This window comes from Vibrio sp. CyArs1 (assembly GCF_022432925.1).
GTDB lineage: Bacteria > Pseudomonadota > Gammaproteobacteria > Enterobacterales > Vibrionaceae > Vibrio > Vibrio mediterranei.
In genome coordinates this window covers 271,073-290,075 of the sequence record NZ_JAKRBO010000006.1, presented here as the reverse complement: position 1 = coordinate 290,075, position 19,003 = coordinate 271,073, and the positions used below count along the sequence as shown (strand labels likewise).

Below are 19,003 nucleotides of genomic sequence, written 5' to 3'. Positions count from 1 at the left end.
ATTCCTTTTTGGTTTTATTGTAATGCCATGAAACGGTCACGTTGTACCAGTAATTGGTCAATACGTGCGTCATAGCGAGCCTGTTTTAGGCTTCCTAACTCGGCCAGTTGACTAGCCTGAGAGTAAAGCTGAATAGATTTATCCCACTGAGCATTCAATGCCAAGATTTCAGCGCGTGCGGCGAGATCTTCGGCACTGTTGCCTAGTTTAATGTTAGCTTCGGATAACAAGTGCCAGCCATTAGTATCATTAGGGTGCTCGTGAGTGTATCGCTGGAGAACTTGAATTGCGTCTTTGTATTTTTCGCCCTTGAGTAGCGCGTTGGCGTAATTGATAGTGATGACTGGGTTATTAGGCTTAACAGTTAAGACTTCTTTCATCAGCTCGGCTGCCTTTTCAGGCCTCTTTTGAGCAATGTAAAGATCGGATGCTGCATCAAGATAGAAATTATTGTTTGGATCTTTCTTTAAAAGCTTGTCGAGTATCGCTTCAGCTTCATCGAGTTTATTTGTGTCTAGATACACTAGGGCTTTGCCGTATTCGAAAGAGTCCTGAATTTTCGGCCCGGCTTTACGAGCAGTTCGCTCGAACCAATCCATTGCCGAAGCGGACTTAATTCCAGCATAGCGGGCCACAATTCTAGCCCGAGCCAAGTGATAATTGATCGAAGGCTGTACTCGTAGTGGCGGATAGCTCTGAGCTCGCTCACGAGTGTCGGTAATACGATCTTCTGGAAGTGGGTGAGTTAGTAACATTGGTGGCGGCTTGCTTGCATAACGATATTCATCCGCAAGGCGACCGAAGAAGCGTGGCATATCGTTGACATCAAACTTTGCACGAGCAAGAGTGGCAATGCCAAATCGGTCGGCCTCTTTTTCGTTACTGCGTGTATAGTTGATAGAAGCTTGCATCGAACCCGCGGTGGTCGCTGTGAGCGCTGCCATACCCGCTTGAGGGGAAGCAATCGCCAATAAGAGTGAACCAACAAGTGCTGCAACGGTAGCGGGTGAACGGCGAGCTTCGTCTTCCATTCTACGTGCTAAGTGGCGCTGAGTGACGTGGGCGATTTCGTGCGCCATAACGGAGGCCAGTTCGCTTTCAGTATGGGCGTGAAGGAACAGCCCCGTATGCAAAGCGACATAACCACCAAAGAATGCGAAAGCATTTATGTTACGGTCGCGTATCATAAAAAAGGTGAAAGGGGTCTTTACATCATTAGCACTGGAAACCAATCGATGGCCAATAGAGTCTACGTACTCGTTGAGCACTGGGTCATTAACAATTGGAGAGCTAGCGCGAATCATCCGCATATACGCATCACCATAAATAAGTTCTTGATCTATGGTCAACGTCGCCCCTGCTGCAGTTCCGATATCAGGAAGATCGAGTTCGGCATAGGCAACTTGAGGGACGCTTAATGCGGTAGCAACGCATAGGCAAATCAATGAACGGGCGCGTTTCAACATACGACTGAGGTGACTCCTTAAAATGTGGTAGTTTTGACCATGAAATCCTAACTTGGTTTCCTACCTTATCCTCTTGCCACTCATTTTTGCATACGGAACTGGGATAGGAAAGGTTTTCTCATTCTCGGGCTTAGCTGTATTTAGTTATCTTTGGTTTGTGTGAATATCCATTATTCATAGTTTCTGTAACACTTACTGGTTGGGTATGCTATCAAAAGTCTTTACAATGGAAGACTTTGAGAGATTCGTAGCGTATATGTTTAGTTTCAACGCTGTTCAAATGGAAAGTGTATGACCGATATACATCTAGACTTAGTGGAAGAACGATGCCCGATGTCATTACTCTTGGTCAAGCGCGCTTTTAAACAGGTTGAAATAGGACAACTATTGTCGGTGAGATTAATCGACAAACACTCAGTCTCGGACGTCCTTCAATACTTATCTATCCAGAATGCGGCAATACATCATAGGATTGAAGGTGAAGTGAGCGTTATCAATATTCGTAAACAGGATGATTAATTGATGCTAGATATGGTCCGTCGTTGGTATAAGCGACGTTTTTCAGACCCAGATGCAGTGAGCTTGGTAGTAATTCTGTTATTTGGATTTATTACCATCTACTTCTTCGGTAATTTGATTGCTCCGCTATTGGTGGCGATTGTTTTGGCGTACTTATTAGAGTGGCCGGTTAGTAAACTATGCGCACTTGGTGTGCCGAGAACCCTATCAGTAGTAGCGGTCATCCTCCTCTTTATCAGTTTAATGCTGTTAGCAATTTTTGGTTTAGTACCAACAATTTGGAATCAGGTTGGAAACTTGCTGAATGATATTCCAAATATGTATAACGGCATGCAGCAGTTTGTTGCAACGATACCTGAACGATATCCTGATCTCGCTGAGATTCATTTAGTCGAAAGCATTATGGGTAACGTAAAAGATAAAGTTCTCGTTTTAGGTGAAAATGTAGTGAAAGGCTCACTGGCATCGCTCGTTAGTTTAGCGGCGCTAGCGGTATATTTGATTTTAGTACCGTTACTGGTTTTCTTCTTATTAAAAGATAAAGAAGAGATGGTCAGCATGGCGAGCGGCGTTTTACCTCGTAACCGTCGTCTAGCGAATAAAGTATGGATCGAGATGAACCAGCAAATTTCTAACTACATTCGTGGTAAGGTATTGGAGATCTTGATTGTTGGTACAGTAAGTTATGTCACTTTTGCTATTCTAGATCTTCGTTATTCGGTCTTGTTGGCCGTGTTGGTTGGTTTCTCAGTACTTATCCCTTATATCGGTGCAGCAGCCGTTACGGTTCCCGTTGCTATGGTGGGTCTGTTCCAATGGGGCTTAGCACCACAATTTTACTGGTTACTTGTAGCATACGGTATTATCCAAGCGTTGGATGGTAATGTTCTTGTACCAGTACTCTTCTCTGAAGCGGTGAATTTACACCCGGTAGCAATTATCGTTGCGGTCTTGGTATTTGGTGGATTATGGGGCTTCTGGGGAGTGTTCTTTGCCATACCATTGGCAACGCTAGTTAAAGCGGTTTGGAATGCACTACCAAGTCATGATGATGGCACTCAGCAAGCCACTTAGCTATCTGAAAAGAGTAAAAAAGCCTCGCTAAACAAGCGAGGCTTTTTTGAATTGAATGTCCCGAACTACAAGGTGTATTAAGATGCTTTGTCGTTCAAGTAATCAAGCACTACTTCGTGGTGAGTTTTAGTCTTGAACTTATTAAATACATGCTCAATCACACCTTCTTCATTGATTAAGAAGCTGATACGGTGCAAGCCATCATAGACTTTGCCCATAAATCCCTTCTCGCCCCAAACACCGAATTGGTCTGCAACGGCATGGTCTTCATCTGAGAGAAGCGTAAAGTTAAGTTCATCACGCTCAATAAATTTACCTAGACGTTTTACTGGGTCAATACTGACACCCAATACCACAACGTTGTGAGCGTCAAGCTCGGCTTTAACGTCACGTAGCCCCTGAGCTTGCACGGTGCAACCCGGTGTCATAGCTTTAGGGTAAAAGTAAAACAGGACTTTCTTACCTTTGAAGTCTTGTAGTGTGACGGTGTTGCCGTCTTGGTCGAGCAAAGAAAAGTTTGGAGCTGGTGCACCCGCAGTCAACGTGTTCATTGAAATTCCTTTGAAGCTGAATGGTGTTATTGTTTTATTTACTACCGCTGATGAAGTTCAGCGAGCCTTTTACTGATAAGCGTTGACACAAAGAGTCGAACTCTTCTTGTAACTGCATCAAATTGCAATTTTCTTCTACGTTAGCAGTTAGAGCGATCTGGAATTGATCGACTTCTGTGCCCGCACGCTCTTTGACAATAGTTTGCGCGCTTAATGAAGCCAGACCGATCTGTTTATCGGCGAAAAACTGGGTAAATTGTTCAGTGAGTCCAATGCGGTCTTCTGATTCAATAAACACTTCAACAGTATATTGATTCGGTAAGGCGTCGTGTTTGGATGTACGTTTCATCATCGTAATGAGATCATGTTCTTGCCCTAAAAGTGGCAAGGTAGTCTCAACTCTTGTGATGTAACTGGGGGTGCCGGATATCAGCATTATGAGAGTAAATTCATTACCAAACATGGCAATGCGACTGTCGATGATGTTACATCCGGCTTGTGCGACCAGATGTACGACTTCATTACAAATCCCTGGGCGGTCAGTACCAACGGCGGTAATCACTAAATACTGATTCATGGTGTCACTCTAAAGTCCTTATTTGATGATATGGTAGCACAGCTAACGGTAAAGCTCTTGTGATAGATGTAACCGAATACCGACAAATTTAAGGGGAATAAGTTTATCAGCCAGAAAATTGACCTGTTGATGACACCTCGAAATAGTAATAGCGCACCTTATACGTGCCTCATATCTGAAATCTGATAATTATTCATTCACTTCTTGCGGGGATCGTTTTTAATCTCTTGTGTTTATCAATAGCATTACAGTACCATGCAAGAAGTATCAATTTAGGGAGATCACCATGTTTTCAGGAAGTATTGTTGCCTTATTAACCCCATTCACTCCAGACGGCGAAGTGGACTTCGTTAGCTTACGAAAGCTAGTTGAGTATCATATTGAAGCTGGTACAGACGGTATTGTTGCTGTCGGTACAACAGGTGAGTCTGCAACACTAACTGTTGAAGAACATGTCAAGGTCGTCGCGAAGACGGTTGAGTTTGCTGAAGGTCGTCTACCAATTATTGCTGGTACAGGTGCAAATGCGACGCACGAAGCGATTACATTTAGTCGGTTATTTAATAATGTTGGTATTGCGGGTTGTCTGAGTGTGACACCGTATTACAACAAGCCAACGCAAGAAGGCATGTATCAGCATTATAAAGCGATTTCCGAAGAGACAGACATTCCACAAATCTTGTACAACGTACCTGGTCGTACAGGTGTGGATCTACTACCAGAGACGGTTGCACGTTTATCTGAGATTTCAAATATTGTTGCACTTAAAGATGCGACCGGTGATTTATCACGAGTTCAAATTCATCGTGAACTTTGTGGCGAAGATTTTATCTTACTAAGTGGTGATGATTCGACAGGGCTTGATTTCATCAAGCAAGGCGGCACTGGTGTGATTTCCGTAACGAACAACATTGCAGCGGCAGACATGGCAAAAATGATGAAGCTGGCTCTAGAAGGTAAATTCGAAGAAGCTGAAATCATCAATCAACGTCTTATGCCTTTGCATAAAAATCTGTTTGTAGAATCTAGCCCGATTCCTGTGAAGTGGGCTGCGCATAAAATGGGTTTGATTGACAACGGAGATTTACGTTTACCTCTTGTTGAACTATCCGAGCAAGCAAAACCTATTGTTGCTCAAGCTCTAACAGAAGCTTGTATTTACTAATAGAACATTAAGAGGAGTGAACTATCGCTCCTCTTATTAAGGGAGTATCAATGAAATTTTCTCGTCAGCTAGCGGTATCGTCGTTAGCTGTTATTGTTTTAGCCGCTTGTTCGAGTGACCCTAACACTCGTCGCGAAGCAAAAGATGACTTTAACTACCTAGATGCGCCACCGCTAGAAAGTTGGACGCTACCGGAAGATGCCACGCCTCAGTTCTATCCAAATTATGAAATTCCTAAAGGGGATTACTCGGGTGGCATTGGCCGTGAGGTTGATATTCGTCCGCCTCAACAAGTTTTAGAGCTTATCCCTGGTGCTCGAGTAGAAAGACAAGGCTCCGACGTAACACTGTGGCTGCTACAAAAAGATGAGATGGATAAAGTATGGTCAACAGTCAAGACCATGCTAGCTGAAATCAACGTCAAAGCACGAAAAGAAACCGATGACTTTATCGAAACCGACTGGGTGTCTTGGGTTTCTGAAGATGAGGACGTTGAGATTGGTAGCCGTTACGAGATAAGCCGTTTCGAAGCAAACAATCGTTATGGTTTCAAAATGAAGCTGATCGATTGGCGTGAGGGTGGAAAAGATAAGCCAGTAACTCGTGTTAACGAAGAGCGTTACAACACATTGATGACCAATTTGGTAACTGCTCGCTATGACAGAGACCTTCGTGAAGAAGCCGCTCGTCGAGCTCAAGAGTTGGTCAAGTCTATCCCGATTAGCATGGGTACGGACAGAAGTGGTCTGCCAGTCATCATTGCACGTACACCGTATAATGTAATGTGGCAAGAGATCCCAGAGCTGCTGCCTAAGATGGGCTTCACCATTGAAGAGCGTAACCAGTCTCAAGGTACTGCAAAAGCCAAATACGCTGCACCGGATGACGCGTTCTGGAATGACGTTGGCTTGAAACCAATTGATCTAGAACCGGGCGAATACACCTTCCTATTCGGTGATTTAGGGAACCGTACTTCGATTAATGTTACGGATAAAGACGGTAAGCCAGTAGCAGAGAACCTGCTCCGCTCCCTAGAACCGTTGATATCGACAGTGATCAAGAAAGACTAAAACAAAAAAGGACCGTTAAGGTCCTTTTTTTATGTCTTCGTCATCATCGCCATATTTTTGTTTATCTAACTCATTGAGGCGGTCAAGTTCATGTTTACGTGAACGGACGTTATCTTCTTGGTTGAACTTCATATTGGCGGTGTGTTTCAGTGCTGCAATGTTGCCAATCACAACGGCTACAACAACAATAATGATAACCCACGGGTTAAATAGCCATTCAATCATACTTCACTCTCAACGTTGTATATTTGTTATATATTGATTGTAGATGTAATCAAGTTGAGAAAGTATGGCACGTTGTCCCAAAATCTCTGATTGCTCTAAAGTTTCTTGAAGCAATGTGATGGAAAGTTGGCTAAGACATTGTTCTGCCGTGGCATGGTGGCTGATATGCCAAGGTTCAAAGGCTACTCCGCCACGATCTTGCTGATAAGGAAAGCGGAAACCATACCGGCTAGCATTGTTTTTTAGCCATTGATAGAAGGGTACTTGATGACCTTGTGTATATTCCCAAGGCTCTAAGGCGAGAGAAGTGTCAACAGGTAACAAGTTACCGGCATAGACATCAAAATCGGTACCCCAGTGGTGGCGGCTTGCACCGGGTAAAGCACTCCAACGCAAAATTGATAGAACCTTTTGCTCATCAGACAGTGCGGTAGTATCCATGGGGTGGCTATCATCGTCTAGAATTGGTTTACCCCCTGACATTTTGTTGTTCCAAATACCAAGTTGACGCTCGAAACTTCGAAATCCACTGGCGATATACAGTTGAAATCCTTCGGATGAAGCAGCTTGAATCAGAGCGTGCAAATCTTGCCTAACTTGCTGATGCACAAGAAACGCTCTGTTTCCAACTTGAAGTGGAACTAGCTCACATTCACTTTGACCAACAAGCTGCTTTCTATCCATATCTATTTACCCAAAAGATTAAACAGAGTTTTCTCGTACATATCGGTGAGCTTTTCAAGGTCAGCAATGTTTACACATTCGTTTACCTTGTGAATGGTTGCGTTAACAGGACCAAGCTCTACTACTTGAGTGCCCATGCGTGCAATAAAGCGGCCGTCGGATGTACCACCCGTCGTTAGAAGCTCAGGTTTCTTATGGTTGACCTCTTCCACGGCATCGACTACTGCATCCAGTAATTCACCTTTATCCGTTAAGAACGGATGACCACTTAATGTCCATTTTAACTCGTAATCCAACCCATGAAGGTCAAGTGTCGAATGTACGCGTTGTTTGATGTCTTCGTCGGTCAGTTCAGTACTGAAACGGAAGTTGAACTGCACATCGAATTCACCAGGAATCACATTAGTTGCACCGGTGCCAGAATGTAGATTGGGGATCTGGAAGCTGGTTGGAGGAAAGAAGTCGTTACCTTCATCCCACTTTGTTGCAGCAAGCTCTGCCAATGCCGGAAGCGCTTGATGCACTGGGTTGTTTGCTAGGTGAGGGTAAGCAACATGACCTTGTATGCCTTTTACTTTCAAATCACCAGTGATAGAACCACGACGGCCATTTTTAACCACATCGCCAACCGCTAGCGTACTTGAAGGTTCTCCTACAATACACATGTCGATCAGCTCGTTACGCTCCATCAAGGTATCGACCACTCGGGTAGTCCCGTTAATAAATGGGCCTTCTTCATCAGAGGTGATCAAGAAAGCAATGGAGCCCGTGTGGTTTGGGTTCTGTTCTATAAATCGTTCTACCGCAACAATCATACAGGCTAGCGAGCCTTTCATATCTGCTGCACCACGTCCATGAAGATGACCATCAATGATTGTTGGTTCAAATGGTGGGGTATGCCATTGTTCTTTTGGTCCAGCTGGTACAACATCGGTATGGCCAGCAAAGGCGAATAGCGGCGCTTCACTACCTTTGCGAGCCCAGAAGTTGGTGGTGTCTTCAAACACCATCACTTCGATCTCAAAACCGAGTTTTTCTAGGCGTTCAATCATTACCTTTTGGCAATCTGCATCTTCCGGTGTTACTGATTCGCGACTAATTAAATCTTTTGCGAGTGCCAATACGGGGCTGTCTGTCATCCTTGATGATCCTTGTACTTATCGTTAATTCGAATTATGCGTTGAAAATCTGTTGGTATTGATCCGCTTTGAAGCCAATGTGTTTGCTGCCGTCAATATCGACAATAGGACGTTTAATCATGGCAGGATGCTCAACAAGAAGTGAGATCGCAGAGTCTTCATTAAGTGTGTCTTTTTGCTCTTGTGAGAGCTGGCGGTATGTCGTGCCGCGTTTGTTTAGTACTTGTTCCCAACCTAGAGCATCACAAAACTCGCGAACCATTTGCTCTGAAATACCATTTTTACGATAGTCGTGAAATGTGTACTCCACGTCATTAGCTTCGAGCCACTTTTTAGCTTTTTTAATTGTGTCGCAGTTAGGGATCCCAAACATGGTGATCGACATAATGACTTCCTTTCTATAATTGACTTGCCGACTCGGCAATTTTGTTTTCAAGCATCCTATCAAGAACTCTCCTTATAAACAAAAACTTGTTCTTTGTCACACTTGGTCTGATCTGTTTGTTCTGAACAGATGGCGCAAAAACAACAGAAAAGCCAGCTAAATTAACCGATATTGATGAAAAGTTACAAAATCTGAATTGTTGATATCGCGCGGATTATCGAGAAATTGATCAAGCGCAACACCATCTTGTTGAAATCCAATATATTGGAAATGCACATAAATAGGAGGTGTCAATGGAACTGAGTCCTGTTTTTGCACGTCGTCTCTATCTCGCATTGCTTGTTGAGAGCATCGAGAGACCGAATGTGCCAAAACTTATCGAAAAAACGGGGTGGCCTCGCCGAACAATTCAAGATGTAATCAAGGCGCTACCTGGTATCGGCATTGAGCTCATGTTTGTTCAAGATGGGCGTAGACACAATGATGGTTATTACCAGTTATCTGACTGGGGACCATTCGACAGCCAATGGGTGATTGAACGCCAAAATGACATCGAGTCAACTCTTGGCGTTTAAGCAGCATATCGTTGTTGAGTGTGAATTAAGTATCAGCCGCGTGCATATGGATGATAAATGAGGCCAGAGTGAAGACTCTGGCTTTATTTTTTACATCGGTACGCGCTACCTATCAAGGTTACCGATGTTTGAAAGTCGAGAGGGGATAGCAAAAGTACAGTATCTGCTTCCAACTCACTTGCATGATTCTTTATGTCATTCATTGCGCCACGGGCCAGTGCATCATTGCCATAAAAAATCGAGCTATACCAGCGTCCTTCTGAACCAGTGATGTCGCCTTTCCAAGCGCAAGACGAGACATCCATAGTGGCATCCAGTCTTACCTCAACACGTTCAGCTTGCGGTGATGAAAGTTGATTGGCTGGTGTTGAGCAGCCTTGCAGCACAATCAGTGCGGTGATAGCACCGAGACTACGTTTAGTTAAGAGCAACATAAGCAATAAAACCTATCCAGCTAAATACCAACAACATCCAAGGTAAACGGGTAGAGCCTACCTCCTGAACTTGAATGTCTTGTGTTTGATTGTCTGATTCAACGTGGTCACGTTGCTGCTTATCTCTTTTCTGTTTTTTTAGCGCTTTATCTGCCTGACGTTTTTTTTCTTTCTGCTGTTTTTTAAATTGCGCGATGCCTTTTTCAATTCCTTGAGCGATCAATTTAGTCTGTTCTTTTGTTTGACCAGGCTTTTGGGTTGATTTCGCTATGCGCATCGCTTCTTGCTGCGTTTCTACAGAAGGCGCACTTTTGTTGGTTTTCATACTCATCCTAACTCAAAATTTGCTGCATTTTATCATAACCAAGAGTTTGAACTTGAATCATTGCGCCATTAACACCATATAGTTTGATATTAGTTAGAATTTGAGACGTATTATGCGCTATGGCATAGAACAATATGACCAGCACGGAATCCTCAAAGCGCCAATTTGGCTCTGGTTAGGGTGGGCGTTCCTGACACGTGCTTGGGTGGTATTTATTGTTGCTGGTGCGAGTCGCCAAGAAGGAAGTCAAATTCTCGAGTATGTTTACCCAAACCACACTATGCTTTACCTCGGATTGGCCATGGGGCTACCGATTGTTGTAGGAATGTGGCTAATGGGATTGCGTAAAGCGGATACAGACAAAATCAATCGCTCTGTTAGCTATTTAAGAGGCACTTCTATTCTCGTGGTGCTAATGCAGCTAGGACATACAGTCTACTTAGTCAGCTTACAGCACTGGCAGTTTACCTGGACCAACGCGATGACACTGGTATTGCTGTGCTGGTTTGCTATTTATTTGGTAAATAGTCGCTATGTGATAGATTGCTTAGCGATGCCAAGAAAAATCAATACAGTTACTGATCAAGGTCATACTACGAGTAACTAGTTAAAAATACACTGTGCAAAAACAGAGGAAAGATCAATGTCATTACCACAAAGTGCGATAACGCCTGATGCTGAACCATTTGCGTTGTACATGCAGTTAAAAGTGAATCAAAACCCTCAGCAAGTGCTAAGTGCACTGCAAGCATTACCACAGTTAGTAAAAGAGCTTAATGAGTCTCAACCTGGTGCTGAACTGACTTCATCAGTAGCATTCTCTCACTCATTCTGGACACAGTTTGAACAGGCGATGCCGCCAGAACTGAAAGCGTTCCCAGAACTAGGTGAAGGTGATATTCACGCTCCATCGACTGAGGTAGATGTATTAGTGCATTGTCACTCTAAGCGTCATGACCTGCATTTTTATGTGTTGCGTAAACTCATGGGTCAGATTGCTGAGGACGTAACTGTTGTGGATGAGACCTACGGCTATCGCTTTATGGATGCTCGTGATATGACCGACTTTATTGATGGCACTGAAAACCCGAAAGGTGAGCAGCGTGGTGAAGTCGCATTAGTTGCTGATGGTGAGTTTGCTTCTGGAAGTTACGTGATGGTGCAACGTTTTGAACATAATCTGCCAGCGTGGAACCGCCTTAATGTTGCAGCACAAGAAAAAGTAATTGGTCGTACCAAGCCTGATTCTATAGAGCTGGATGATGTCCCTGCCGCATCTCACGTGGGGCGTGTAGACATCAAAGAGGAAGGCAAAGGACTTAAAATTGTTCGTCACAGCTTACCGTATGGTACGGTAAGTGGCGCTCATGGCTTACTGTTCATTGCTTATTGTCATACGGTACATAACTTCGATGCGATGCTTGAAAGCATGTACGGTGCAACCGATGGTAAAACTGACCAGTTGTTACGCTTTACCAAAGCGGTCACAGGGGCGTATTTCTTTGCGCCGTCGCAAGAGATGCTTGCCTCACTAAATATCGCAGCATAATCCATATCTTGGTTCCTAGGCGTTTGTACTAGGAACCTTCTCACAATTTTTTTTCCCTTCAGTTTTTTCTCATTTAGTCGATACCAAACTAACCCTCTTGTTTTCGGAACTTGTATGTCGATTACTGTTAATACCAATGTCAGTGCAATGATGGCGCAGAATCAACTGAATAAAGCGTCTCAGGCGTTGAATCAGTCGTTAGAGCGCCTGTCATCTGGTTATCGTATTAATAGTGCTAAGGATGATGCAGCTGGCCTACAAATTTCTAATCGATTAGAAGCTCAAATAAGTGGTTTAGGCGTAGCGCAGCGTAATGCAAATGATGGTATTTCCATCATGCAAACTGCGGAAGGCGCGATGAATGAAACCACATCAATCCTACAACGAATGCGAGATCTCTCGCTGCAATCTGCCAATGGTTCCAATTCGGCTCAAGATCGAAAGGCGCTGCAAGAAGAGTTTACCGCCCTTAATGATGAACTAAATCGAATCGCAGAAACCACCTCATTCGGTGGTAAAAGATTGCTCAATGGAAGCTTTGGTAAGGCCACGTTCCAAATAGGTGCGCAGGCAGGTGAGGCCATTCAAGTTGAACTAAAAAATATGCGTTCTGACCAACTGGAAATGGGCGGCGTTGCTTATCGTGCCAATAATGGCGTTTCTGAATCGTGGCTGGTGGATTCAAGTAATCGTAGCTTGAGTTTCAGTTATCAAGATGCTCAAGGTAGAACTCAGACTGACACGATAGAGCTTAAAGTTGGCGATGATATTGAACAGGTTGCAACTTACATTAACGGGCAAACAGATACGATTTCAGCCTCAGTAAACGAGCAGGGGCAGTTACAATTGTTTGCAGACTCCCAGCAAGTCACCAGCAGCGTGACATTTTCTGGGAGCTTTGCTCAGGCTTTAGATATTGCGACTCAAGGTATTGTGACGGTGGATAATTTGTCTATCGAAGCAGTAGGAGGTGCGCAAATGTCGGTGTCGGTGATCGATCAAGCTTTAAAGTATGTGGATGGTCATAGGGCTGAGTTGGGTGCGTACCAAAATAGGCTAGGTCATACCATTAATAATCTGGCAAATATGGAAGAGAATTTATCGTCTTCGAACAGCCGTATTAAAGATACTGACTATGCGAAAGAAACAACCGAAATGTTAAAGCAACAAATCCTTCAACAGGTTAGCACTACGATTTTGGCTCAAGCAAAACAGACTCCTAACCTAGCACTTACTCTTTTGCAGAGCTAATAGCAAAATAGGTCGTACGACGGCTTGGCAGATAACTTTAGTTCTTTTTCCTACAAAACTTCACTTTTTATGTTTCTTATCACAATTCATGTCCAACCGCATAAAAAAAGTAACTTTCCATAAATAAACTTCTCAAGTCTTTCATTTTGAAGACGATAAAGATAGTAACTTTGAGAGAACTACTTGGTTTTCCGAGACGTCGGAAACCGCTACACCGGAAAATCAATTGGAGAAACAACATGGCAGTGAATGTAAATACTAACGTATCAGCGATGACCGCTCAGCGTTACCTAAACAGCGCAAGTCAAGCGCAAGCAACGTCAATGGAGCGTTTGTCTTCGGGTCATAAAATCAACAGTGCGAAAGACGACGCAGCGGGTCTACAAATTTCGAACCGTTTGAACGTTCAAAGCCGTGGTCTTGATGTGGCAGTGCGCAACGCGAACGATGGTATCTCTATCGCCCAAACTGCTGAAGGCGCGATGAATGAGACAACGAACATCCTGCAACGTATGCGTGACCTATCACTGCAATCGGCAAACGGCTCAAACTCAAAAGCAGAGCGTGTGGCGATTCAAGAAGAAGTGACGGCACTGAACAACGAACTAAACCGTATCGCTGAAACCACAGCATTCGGTGGTAACCGTCTACTGAACGGTACTTACGGTACCCAGTCATTCCAAATCGGTTCAAACAATGGTGAAGCGGTGATGCTAAGCCTGAAAGACATGCGCTCAGACAACAGCGGCATGGGTGGTTCGGTTTACCAAGCAGCGAATGCAAAAGATAAAGATTGGTCAGTGGCAGCAAACTCAACACTGACTATCGATATGAATGACAGCGCGGGTAATGCGATGACAACGCTGACGATTAACGCGAAACAAGGCGACGACATTGAGCAGCTAGCGACGTACATCAATGGTCAAACTGACCTAGTGCAAGCGTCTGTAGATGAAGATGGCGCACTACAAGTATTTGCGAGCAACAATAAAGACATCGACAGCGCTTCATTAAGCTTCGGTGGTACGCTAGCGGGTTCAGGTGAGCTAGACATGTCAGGTGCAGCGGCAGCAGCAACGGTTAACGATATTGATGTCACGTCAGTAGGTGGCGCTCAAGAATCCGTGGCGATTCTGGATTCTGCGATGAAGTATGTGGATAGCCACCGTGCTGAGCTTGGTGCTTTCCAAAACCGCTTCAATCACGCTATCAACAACCTAGACAACATCAATGAGAATGTGAACGCGTCGAAGAGCCGTATCAAAGACACGGACTTTGCGAAAGAGACGACAGCGATGACGAAGAATCAAATTCTATCGCAAGCTTCAAGTTCGATTTTGGCACAAGCGAAGCAAGCGCCAAACGCAGCATTGAGCCTACTAGGCTAAGCGTCACCTCAGATGACAAACAAAAAACCAGAGCTTCAGCTCTGGTTTTTTTATGGTCTCACACTTTTTAGCTACAAAAAATAAAGGAGGCAGACTGCCTCCTTTATGATATTTAAACTCTGACTTAGTTAGAGAACAAGATAGATGAACCTTGGTTTAAACTAGTCAACAATAATGTTTTTTCGTTAACGATATCAATACGTCGACTTTGCTGGGCTTCCATTTTTAGGAACTGCTTAATCATCGCAAGTTGCTCATGAGTAAACTCGTCCGATTGTGCCGTCGCAGTGTCTTTGAACTCTCGAGGTGAAATCAGTAAGTAGTTGTCACTGATAGTCCAAGCGCCTTTCTCAGAAATCTTAATCAAGGTGTGTTTTTCTGGATCGTTACCGTACAAGCGCATTGAAGATTCGCGGATATATTCACCACCTGGCAAATATTTTACGTTGGCCGACATTTCTAATCGGCTTAACGGGCCGATATCGGTATCTGGATAGTCACGGGCAGCAATGATACCTACCATGTTGGACTGCCATTCATTGGACGTTAGAACTTGCTCGATTTTTAAATCACTTCCCCAGTAAAGCCAAGCACTTAGAGCAGTAGATAGAGCAAGTAAAATAGCAGCGTATTTCATTTTCATCAGGACACTCCTTACTTGCACACTTTGCTTAAGTCTGATTGCTCAGTAAAAATACGCATTGTGCTATTTTCACCAGAGAATTCGACACTATGAATAAAGTTCAGTGCAATTTGATCACTCTGATCGCCTGTTACAATCACTTCTAGAGGCAACATGTCGTCGGTATGCGTTTCAATATACTTAGCAACACATTGCTCAATTTTTGGTTGCCAGCTAGAGACGTCAGGGTGGTTTTCAGGCGTCACAATCTTAACGCTTTCGACCATACCAAGCTCTTTAAAGCTTGATTGCGCTGGGTTGGTTACCATAAGCACAAGAATAGGTAGCAAAATTGCCACTACGACCATTGCCCAAACGGTTGGCGGTGTCTTTTCTTTTGGAGCTGGTGGGATCACTGGCTCTGAGTGAGGAACTGTTGACGCAGAGTTTGGCTCTTGCAGTTCTTTGGCAAGATCAACAACAGGGGCTTCGTTTATGGCTTCTGATGAAGCGACAGGCACAGAGCGCTCAACACTAGATATAAGCTGATAGCCACGCTTAGGCACCGTCTTTACAAATTGAGGTGACTTTGTTGGATCTTTCAGCATCTTGCGGAGCGTAGAAATAGCTTGAGTCAAGCTTGAGTCATCGACCTCAAAGCCTTGATCTCTCCAAACAAATTCATGAAGGTCGTTACGGGTCACGACTTCATTCGGTCTTTCAGCGAGTAGAAGTAAAATGCGACTTTCATTACTACCAAGACGGACTACTTCATCGTTATTGGTTTGATCGACTAAAGAGTTGCTATTAGGGTCAAAAATGTACTTTTGACCGAGTATAAACTTAGTGCCTATGTTACTCATTGCATTCTTCTTTTTAGTGCCGCAACGCGACAGATACTGATACTTTGGCACTGAATAATTGCAGGGCCAATTATAGGATTTTAGGATTTTTTTATAGTCAGGAGCAGTAGGATAATAAAAACCAATCAAAAAAACAGCACTTTTATGTTTTTTGACCTTGAATTTACAATCTTCATCCTCATTTCTTTAGCAGATTAATCATAGCAATAACGAGTTCCAGAAAATGTCGAAACTCGATATTAAATGTGTAATGGAGATAGCATGAGCACCGCTGAAACTAACAATAAAGAAACCCGTGGCTTTCAGTCAGAGGTAAAACAACTTCTTCACTTAATGATTCACTCTCTGTATTCAAATAAAGAGATCTTTCTAAGAGAGTTAATCTCGAACGCGTCCGATGCAGCCGATAAGCTGCGCTTTCAGGCGCTATCTAACGCTGACTTATATCAAGGTGACGCAGACTTAGGCGTTAAGTTGTCGTTTGATGCAGAGAGCAACACATTAACCGTTTCCGATAATGGTATCGGTATGACGCGCGATGATGTGATCGAACACTTAGGCACTATTGCAAAATCAGGTACAAAAGAGTTCTTTGCTAAATTGTCAGATGAGCAAAGTAAAGACTCACAACTAATCGGTCAATTCGGTGTTGGCTTCTACTCAGCGTTTATTGTGGCAGACGCGGTGACCGTACGCACGCGCGCAGCGGGCACGGCCGCTGACCAAGCGGTGCAATGGCACTCTGCTGGTGAAGGCGACTACACCATCGAAGACATCACTAAAGAAACACGTGGTACGGATATCATTCTTCACATGCGTGAAGAAGGTAAAGAGTTCCTATCTGAATGGCGTCTTCGTGATGTAATCAGCAAATATTCAGACCACATCGGCATTCCAGTATCTATTTGGACGCTTGAGCGTGATGAAGAAGGTAAAGAGACAGAACAAGGTAAGTGGGAACAGATCAACAAAGCGCAAGCACTTTGGACTCGCAACAAATCTGATATTACCGATGAAGAGTATCAAGAGTTCTATAAGCATGTGTCTCATGACTTTGCTGACCCTCTGCTATGGAGTCACAACCGCGTAGAAGGCAAGAATGACTACACTAGCTTGCTATATATTCCAGCTAAAGCGCCTTGGGATATGATGAATCGCGATCATAAGAGCGGACTTAAGCTGTATGTACAACGTGTGTTTATTATGGATGACGCAGAACAGTTCATGCCATCTTATTTGCGTTTTGTCCGTGGTCTAATTGATTCAAATGACCTACCACTAAACGTTTCGCGTGAAATTCTTCAAGATAACAAAGTTACTCAATCGTTGCGTGGCGCATGTACCAAACGCGTGCTAACTATGCTTGAACGCATGGCTAAGAATGATGAAGAGAAATATCAATCGTTCTGGAAGGAGTTTGGCCTAGTACTGAAAGAAGGCCCAGCGGAAGACATGGCAAATAAGGAGAAGGTCGCTGGCCTGCTTCGTTTTGCGTCGACGGAGGTGGATTCTGCTGAGCAAACTGTGCCTCTTGCGTCTTATGTTGAGCGCATGAAAGAAGACCAAGACAAGATCTATTACCTAACCGCAGATAGTTACGCGGCGGCAAAAAACAGCCCACACTTGGAGCAATTTAAAGCGAAAGGCATTGAAGTTATTCTGATGTATGACCGCATCGACGAATGGCTGATGAACTACCTAAACGAGTTTGACGGTAAGCAGTTCCAATCCATTACTAAATCGGGTCTTGATTTAAGTAAGTTTGAAGACGAAGCGGAAAAAGAGAAGCAAAAAGAGACAGAGGAAGAGTTCAAGTCTGTGGTCGAGCGCACTCAAGCTTACCTAGGTGATCGCGTTAAGGAAGTTCGCACCACGTTCAAGCTTGCGACTACTCCAGCTGTTGTGGTTACCGATGACTTCGAAATGGGCACACAGATGGCGAAGTTGCTTGAAGCAGCTGGTCAGGAAGTGCCTGAAGTTAAGTACATCTTTGAAATTAACCCTGAGCATGAGTTGGTTAAGCGCATGGCAGACGAAGCGGATGAAGATGCGTTTGGTCGCTGGGTTGAAGTATTACTAGGGCAAGCAATGCTGGCTGAGCGTGGCTCTATGACAGATCCATCTCAATTCCTAGGTGCAGTGAATAAGCTTTTGTCTAAAGTCTAATAACCTTAGATTTATTTTGTGACTTAAAGCATAAAAATGAGCCCAATAGTATTGGGCTCATTCATTTTAAAGTGTGGTTTAACACAGAGTTAGCGAACTTTAGATGCTTGTTGGCTATTCTTTAGTCGTATTTCGCGCCAAGCAAAAGATTTCTGTGTTAGAATGCGCCGCACGCATAAACATTCAGATCTTTGTTGAGCAATGTTTATACATTCAGAATTCATCTTTATACCGAAACTTATCGTAAAGCAGCCACTAAGGTGAAGCCTTTCGCTGTGAGCTTCGGTATAAAATCTTTTTAAGTATAAGAGGACAAGTCATGCGCATCATTCTTTTAGGTGCTCCAGGTGCTGGTAAAGGCACACAAGCTCAATTCATCATGGAGAAGTACGGTATCCCTCAAATCTCTACTGGTGACATGCTACGTGCAGCAATCAAAGCAGGCACTGAGCTTGGTAAGAAAGCCAAAGCGGTTATCGATGCAGGTCAGCTAGTATCAGACGATATCATTCTTGGTCTAATCAAAGAGCGTATTGCTCAAGACGACTGTGAAAAAGGTTTCTTACTAGATGGTTTCCCTCGCACTATCCCTCAAGCTGATGGCCTGAAAGAGATGGGTGTAGACGTAGACTACGTTATCGAGTTTGACGTTGCTGATGATGTGATTGTTGAGCGTATGGCGGGTCGTCGTGCTCACCTAGCATCTGGTCGTACATACCACGTTGTTTACAACCCACCTAAAGTGGAAGGTAAAGACGACGTAACAGGTGAAGACCTAGTAGTTCGTGATGACGACAAAGAAGAGACAGTACGTGCTCGTCTAGGCGTTTACCACGATCAAACTGCGCCGCTGATTGCTTACTATGGTAAAGAAGCAGAAGCGGGTAACACTAAGTACCTGAAATTTGACGGTACTAAGCAAGTTGCTGACGTAAGCGCAGATATCGAAAAAGCTCTGTCTTAATTCGCAATTGT

22 protein-coding genes are annotated in these 19,003 nt (G+C 43.9%); 11 read left to right on the top strand and 11 right to left on the bottom strand.

The window, feature by feature from the left end:
* Nucleotides 1–14: 14 nt before the first annotated feature.
* On the bottom strand, nucleotides 15–1,466 hold the full coding sequence (locus MMA19_RS18810) for a M48 family metallopeptidase (RefSeq protein WP_240206951.1): 1,452 nt from the start codon (nucleotides 1,464–1,466) through the stop codon (nucleotides 15–17).
* A gap of 291 nt (nucleotides 1,467–1,757) precedes the next feature.
* Between MMA19_RS18810 and MMA19_RS18805 the strand changes: the two genes are divergently transcribed.
* Complete coding sequence (locus MMA19_RS18805; protein ID WP_038167498.1) at nucleotides 1,758–1,985, top strand: sulfurtransferase TusA family protein; 228 nt, start codon at nucleotides 1,758–1,760, stop codon at nucleotides 1,983–1,985.
* A 3-nt stretch (nucleotides 1,986–1,988) separates the two neighbouring features.
* Entirely contained in the window at nucleotides 1,989–3,059 is a 1,071-nt protein-coding gene (locus tag MMA19_RS18800; protein WP_240206950.1) for an AI-2E family transporter, read from the top strand.
* A gap of 77 nt (nucleotides 3,060–3,136) precedes the next feature.
* Here the strand turns inward: MMA19_RS18800 and bcp are convergent, their stop codons facing one another.
* Nucleotides 3,137–3,610, bottom strand: a complete 474-nt coding sequence (gene bcp / locus MMA19_RS18795) for a thioredoxin-dependent thiol peroxidase (protein ID WP_240206949.1) — start codon at nucleotides 3,608–3,610, stop codon at nucleotides 3,137–3,139.
* Nucleotides 3,611–3,644: 34 nt separating this feature from the next.
* Nucleotides 3,645–4,187, bottom strand: coding sequence for a glycine cleavage system protein R (locus tag MMA19_RS18790; protein ID WP_006071054.1), 543 nt, complete (start codon nucleotides 4,185–4,187; stop codon nucleotides 3,645–3,647).
* A gap of 286 nt (nucleotides 4,188–4,473) precedes the next feature.
* Between MMA19_RS18790 and dapA the strand changes: the two genes are divergently transcribed.
* Both dapA and bamC read left to right on the top strand, forming a co-directional pair.
* Complete coding sequence (dapA, locus tag MMA19_RS18785) at nucleotides 4,474–5,352, top strand: 4-hydroxy-tetrahydrodipicolinate synthase (RefSeq protein WP_038227841.1); 879 nt, start codon at nucleotides 4,474–4,476, stop codon at nucleotides 5,350–5,352.
* Nucleotides 5,353–5,402: 50 nt separating this feature from the next.
* The gene (gene bamC, locus MMA19_RS18780) at nucleotides 5,403–6,422 is read left to right on the top strand and encodes an outer membrane protein assembly factor BamC (protein ID WP_006071057.1); all 1,020 of its coding nucleotides are present in this window, start codon (nucleotides 5,403–5,405) and stop codon (nucleotides 6,420–6,422) included.
* Nucleotides 6,423–6,437: 15 nt separating this feature from the next.
* Here bamC and MMA19_RS18775 read toward each other — a convergent pair whose 3' ends face one another.
* Genes MMA19_RS18775 through MMA19_RS18760 form a run of 4 tightly spaced genes read right to left on the bottom strand, consistent with a single transcriptional unit; the run spans nucleotide 6,438 to nucleotide 8,855 of the window.
* Entirely contained in the window at nucleotides 6,438–6,647 is a 210-nt protein-coding gene (locus MMA19_RS18775) for a DUF2897 family protein (RefSeq protein ID WP_006071058.1), read from the bottom strand.
* A gap of 9 nt (nucleotides 6,648–6,656) precedes the next feature.
* Nucleotides 6,657–7,331, bottom strand: coding sequence for a M15 family metallopeptidase (locus MMA19_RS18770; protein WP_240206948.1), 675 nt, complete (start codon nucleotides 7,329–7,331; stop codon nucleotides 6,657–6,659).
* A 2-nt stretch (nucleotides 7,332–7,333) separates the two neighbouring features.
* Nucleotides 7,334–8,470 (bottom strand): succinyl-diaminopimelate desuccinylase, encoded by a 1,137-nt coding sequence (gene dapE, locus MMA19_RS18765; RefSeq protein WP_240206947.1) that lies wholly within the window; start codon nucleotides 8,468–8,470, stop codon nucleotides 7,334–7,336.
* A gap of 34 nt (nucleotides 8,471–8,504) precedes the next feature.
* Nucleotides 8,505–8,855 (bottom strand): ArsC family reductase, encoded by a 351-nt coding sequence (locus tag MMA19_RS18760; protein ID WP_006071064.1) that lies wholly within the window; start codon nucleotides 8,853–8,855, stop codon nucleotides 8,505–8,507.
* Between the two features lie 293 nt (nucleotides 8,856–9,148).
* Between MMA19_RS18760 and MMA19_RS18755 the strand changes: the two genes are divergently transcribed.
* Nucleotides 9,149–9,430, top strand: a complete 282-nt coding sequence (locus MMA19_RS18755) for a helix-turn-helix domain-containing protein (RefSeq protein WP_006071066.1) — start codon at nucleotides 9,149–9,151, stop codon at nucleotides 9,428–9,430.
* An 83-nt stretch (nucleotides 9,431–9,513) separates the two neighbouring features.
* Here MMA19_RS18755 and MMA19_RS18750 read toward each other — a convergent pair whose 3' ends face one another.
* Together MMA19_RS18750 and MMA19_RS18745 are read right to left on the bottom strand one after the other, a co-directional pair.
* Nucleotides 9,514–9,864, bottom strand: coding sequence for a DUF4156 domain-containing protein (locus MMA19_RS18750; RefSeq protein WP_006071068.1), 351 nt, complete (start codon nucleotides 9,862–9,864; stop codon nucleotides 9,514–9,516).
* Entirely contained in the window at nucleotides 9,848–10,189 is a 342-nt protein-coding gene (locus MMA19_RS18745) for a DUF2956 domain-containing protein (RefSeq protein ID WP_240206946.1), read from the bottom strand. The genes MMA19_RS18750 and MMA19_RS18745 overlap by 17 nt, the downstream gene beginning before the upstream one ends.
* Before the next feature lie 112 nt (nucleotides 10,190–10,301).
* On the opposite strand from MMA19_RS18745, the gene MMA19_RS18740 reads away from it, so the two are divergent.
* From MMA19_RS18740 to MMA19_RS18725, 4 genes are all read left to right on the top strand, one after another.
* Nucleotides 10,302–10,796: a DUF2919 domain-containing protein gene (locus tag MMA19_RS18740; protein ID WP_198558185.1), complete on the top strand. Its 495-nt coding sequence runs from the start codon at nucleotides 10,302–10,304 to the stop codon at nucleotides 10,794–10,796.
* A 36-nt stretch (nucleotides 10,797–10,832) separates the two neighbouring features.
* Nucleotides 10,833–11,738, top strand: a complete 906-nt coding sequence (locus MMA19_RS18735) for a Dyp-type peroxidase (protein WP_006071073.1) — start codon at nucleotides 10,833–10,835, stop codon at nucleotides 11,736–11,738.
* 114 nt (nucleotides 11,739–11,852) lie between these two features.
* The gene (locus tag MMA19_RS18730) at nucleotides 11,853–12,989 is read left to right on the top strand and encodes a flagellin (protein WP_240206945.1); all 1,137 of its coding nucleotides are present in this window, start codon (nucleotides 11,853–11,855) and stop codon (nucleotides 12,987–12,989) included.
* A gap of 239 nt (nucleotides 12,990–13,228) precedes the next feature.
* Nucleotides 13,229–14,377, top strand: coding sequence for a flagellin (locus MMA19_RS18725; protein ID WP_006069952.1), 1,149 nt, complete (start codon nucleotides 13,229–13,231; stop codon nucleotides 14,375–14,377).
* A gap of 124 nt (nucleotides 14,378–14,501) precedes the next feature.
* Here MMA19_RS18725 and MMA19_RS18720 read toward each other — a convergent pair whose 3' ends face one another.
* Both MMA19_RS18720 and MMA19_RS18715 read right to left on the bottom strand, forming a co-directional pair.
* A complete protein-coding gene (locus MMA19_RS18720; RefSeq protein WP_006071076.1) occupies nucleotides 14,502–15,020 on the bottom strand; it encodes a regulatory protein ToxS in 519 nt (172 codons plus the stop codon).
* Nucleotides 15,021–15,031: 11 nt separating this feature from the next.
* Entirely contained in the window at nucleotides 15,032–15,862 is an 831-nt protein-coding gene (locus tag MMA19_RS18715) for a transcriptional regulator (protein WP_006071078.1), read from the bottom strand.
* 261 nt (nucleotides 15,863–16,123) lie between these two features.
* Here MMA19_RS18715 and htpG point away from each other — a divergent pair, with 261 nt between their 5' ends.
* Both htpG and adk read left to right on the top strand, forming a co-directional pair.
* A complete protein-coding gene (htpG, locus tag MMA19_RS18710; RefSeq protein WP_240206944.1) occupies nucleotides 16,124–18,028 on the top strand; it encodes a molecular chaperone HtpG in 1,905 nt (634 codons plus the stop codon).
* Between the two features lie 319 nt (nucleotides 18,029–18,347).
* Nucleotides 18,348–18,992 (top strand): adenylate kinase, encoded by a 645-nt coding sequence (adk, locus tag MMA19_RS18705; RefSeq protein WP_006071083.1) that lies wholly within the window; start codon nucleotides 18,348–18,350, stop codon nucleotides 18,990–18,992.
* Nucleotides 18,993–19,003 lie beyond the last annotated feature (11 nt).

Excerpts from the sequence above, each read along its gene's own strand:
- MMA19_RS18810 (WP_240206951.1), bottom strand. The coding sequence starts at position 1,466 with ATGTTGAAACGCGCCCGTTCATTGATTTGCCTATGCGTTGCTACCGCA.
- MMA19_RS18805 (WP_038167498.1), top strand. The coding sequence starts at position 1,758 with ATGACCGATATACATCTAGACTTAGTGGAAGAACGATGCCCGATGTCA.
- MMA19_RS18800 (WP_240206950.1), top strand. The coding sequence starts at position 1,989 with ATGCTAGATATGGTCCGTCGTTGGTATAAGCGACGTTTTTCAGACCCA.
- bcp (WP_240206949.1), bottom strand. The coding sequence starts at position 3,610 with ATGAACACGTTGACTGCGGGTGCACCAGCTCCAAACTTTTCTTTGCTC.
- MMA19_RS18790 (WP_006071054.1), bottom strand. The coding sequence starts at position 4,187 with ATGAATCAGTATTTAGTGATTACCGCCGTTGGTACTGACCGCCCAGGG.
- dapA (WP_038227841.1), top strand. The coding sequence starts at position 4,474 with ATGTTTTCAGGAAGTATTGTTGCCTTATTAACCCCATTCACTCCAGAC.
- bamC (WP_006071057.1), top strand. The coding sequence starts at position 5,403 with ATGAAATTTTCTCGTCAGCTAGCGGTATCGTCGTTAGCTGTTATTGTT.
- MMA19_RS18775 (WP_006071058.1), bottom strand. The coding sequence starts at position 6,647 with ATGATTGAATGGCTATTTAACCCGTGGGTTATCATTATTGTTGTTGTA.
- MMA19_RS18770 (WP_240206948.1), bottom strand. The coding sequence starts at position 7,331 with ATGGATAGAAAGCAGCTTGTTGGTCAAAGTGAATGTGAGCTAGTTCCA.
- dapE (WP_240206947.1), bottom strand. The coding sequence starts at position 8,470 with ATGACAGACAGCCCCGTATTGGCACTCGCAAAAGATTTAATTAGTCGC.
- MMA19_RS18760 (WP_006071064.1), bottom strand. The coding sequence starts at position 8,855 with ATGTCGATCACCATGTTTGGGATCCCTAACTGCGACACAATTAAAAAA.
- MMA19_RS18755 (WP_006071066.1), top strand. The coding sequence starts at position 9,149 with ATGGAACTGAGTCCTGTTTTTGCACGTCGTCTCTATCTCGCATTGCTT.
- MMA19_RS18750 (WP_006071068.1), bottom strand. The coding sequence starts at position 9,864 with ATGTTGCTCTTAACTAAACGTAGTCTCGGTGCTATCACCGCACTGATT.
- MMA19_RS18745 (WP_240206946.1), bottom strand. The coding sequence starts at position 10,189 with ATGAAAACCAACAAAAGTGCGCCTTCTGTAGAAACGCAGCAAGAAGCG.
- MMA19_RS18740 (WP_198558185.1), top strand. The coding sequence starts at position 10,302 with ATGCGCTATGGCATAGAACAATATGACCAGCACGGAATCCTCAAAGCG.
- MMA19_RS18735 (WP_006071073.1), top strand. The coding sequence starts at position 10,833 with ATGTCATTACCACAAAGTGCGATAACGCCTGATGCTGAACCATTTGCG.
- MMA19_RS18730 (WP_240206945.1), top strand. The coding sequence starts at position 11,853 with ATGTCGATTACTGTTAATACCAATGTCAGTGCAATGATGGCGCAGAAT.
- MMA19_RS18725 (WP_006069952.1), top strand. The coding sequence starts at position 13,229 with ATGGCAGTGAATGTAAATACTAACGTATCAGCGATGACCGCTCAGCGT.
- MMA19_RS18720 (WP_006071076.1), bottom strand. The coding sequence starts at position 15,020 with ATGAAAATGAAATACGCTGCTATTTTACTTGCTCTATCTACTGCTCTA.
- MMA19_RS18715 (WP_006071078.1), bottom strand. The coding sequence starts at position 15,862 with ATGAGTAACATAGGCACTAAGTTTATACTCGGTCAAAAGTACATTTTT.
- htpG (WP_240206944.1), top strand. The coding sequence starts at position 16,124 with ATGAGCACCGCTGAAACTAACAATAAAGAAACCCGTGGCTTTCAGTCA.
- adk (WP_006071083.1), top strand. The coding sequence starts at position 18,348 with ATGCGCATCATTCTTTTAGGTGCTCCAGGTGCTGGTAAAGGCACACAA.